Origin of the sequence: Pseudomonas sp., from assembly GCF_030698175.1 — a bacterium.
Taxonomy (GTDB): domain Bacteria; phylum Pseudomonadota; class Gammaproteobacteria; order Pseudomonadales; family Pseudomonadaceae; genus Aquipseudomonas.
The window spans coordinates 1-1,640 of sequence record NZ_JAUYNT010000033.1; the positions used below are offsets into that span (position 1 = coordinate 1).

Here is a 1,640-nt window from a genome sequence, read left to right on the forward strand (position 1 = left end):
GAACTGGTGATGTTCGACGACGCCCTGCGCACCCTGGTGCACAACGGCGCCAGCGAGCAGGAGATGACCAAGCATGCGCGCCGTTTTGGCCCAAGCATTCGCGACGACGGCATGCGCAAGGTCCGCGAAGGCGCCACCACCTTGGAAGAAGTGCTGCGCGTGACGCGGGAGGAATAGGCATGAGGCGTAATTTTTCTTCGCGGCTTTCGCGGCTAAAGCCCCTCCTACAACAGCCTGTTCGCCTGTGCCAGCGGGGCAATGCCTGATGGCCGCCTTCGAATACCTCGCCCTCGACCCCCAGGGTCGCCAGCAGAAAGGCATGCTTGAGGCCGACAGCCCGCGTCAGGCCCGGCAGTTGTTGCGTGATAAACAGCTGACGCCGCTGGAGGTCAAACAGGCCCGTGGCCGCGAGCAAAAAACCAGCGGTGGCCTGAGTTTTGGCCAAGGCTTGGGCGCCCGCGATCTGGCCCTGCTGACCCGACAGCTGGCGACCCTGGTGCAGGCCGCCTTGCCGATTGAGGAAGCCTTACGCGCCGCCGCCGCGCAGTCGACCACGCCGAAGATCAAATCCATGCTGATGGCGGTGCGTGGCCGGGTGCTGGAAGGCCACAGCCTGGCGGCCAGTCTCAAGGAGTATCCGGCGGCCTTTCCTGAGCTGTACCGCGCCACCGTCGCCGCCGGCGAACATGCCGGGCACTTGGGCTTGGTGCTCGATCAGCTGGCCGACTACACCGAACAACGTCAGCAGTCGCGGCAGAAGATCCAGCTGGCCTTGCTCTACCCGGTGATCCTGATGGTCGCCTCGCTGACCATCGTCTGCTTTCTGCTCGGCTACGTGGTGCCGGACGTGGTCAAAGTGTTCGTCAACACCGGGCAAGAGTTGCCGACCCTGACTCGTGGGCTGATCGCCACCAGTTCAGTGGTGAAGAACTGGGGTTGGCTGATGGCCTTGGTGCTGATCGGCGGCGTGGTTGGCATCCGCTATGCCCTGCGCGACGAGGCGCTGCAGCGCCGTTGGGACGCCATGGTGCTGGTCATTCCGCTGGTCGGCCGGCTAGCGCGGGCGACCAATACCGCACGCTTCGCCTCGACCCTGGCGATTCTCAGCAAGAGTGGCGTGCCGCTGGTGGAGGCCTTGTCGATTGCCGCCGCGGTGATCGCCAACCTGCGCATCCGCGACAAGGTCATCATCGCCGCGCAAACTGTGCGCGAAGGCAGCAGCCTGACCCGTGCGTTGGAGGCCAGCGAAGAGTTCCCGCCGATGATGCTGCACATGATCGCCAGCGGCGAGAAATCCGGCGAACTGGACCAGATGCTGGCCCGCACCGCGCGCAATCAGGAAAACGATCTGGCCGCCCAAGTGGCGCTGTTGGTCGGGCTGTTCGAACCCTTTATGCTGGTGTTTATGGGCGCAGTGGTGCTGGTGATAGTGCTGGCGATCCTGCTGCCGATTCTGTCTCTCAATCAACTGGTGGGCTAACTCGCGTAGGGTGGGCTTTAGCCCACCCTTGTATGTTGAGGTCATCGTTAAACAGTAGGCTCAAACACGCTGTTGACGATAATCAGTAAGGTTCCGGGGAGGCCGTCCCACCCTAGAGACGCATTGCGATCTCGTTTGTAGAGAGGCCCCCCGCCTCATT

1 protein-coding gene and 1 pseudogene are annotated in these 1,640 nt (G+C 63.1%); both read left to right on the top strand.

Annotation, left to right across the window (positions count from 1 at the left end; genetic code table 11):
• A pseudogene (locus Q8R10_RS18110) lies at window positions 1–177 on the top strand (type II secretion system protein GspE); the annotation flags it as partial.
• Between the two features lie 88 nt (window positions 178–265).
• Window positions 266–1,480, top strand: coding sequence for a GspF family T2SS innner membrane protein variant XcpS (gene xcpS / locus Q8R10_RS18115; RefSeq protein WP_305655278.1), 1,215 nt, complete (start codon window positions 266–268; stop codon window positions 1,478–1,480).
• The last annotated feature ends 160 nt before the right edge of the window (window positions 1,481–1,640 follow it).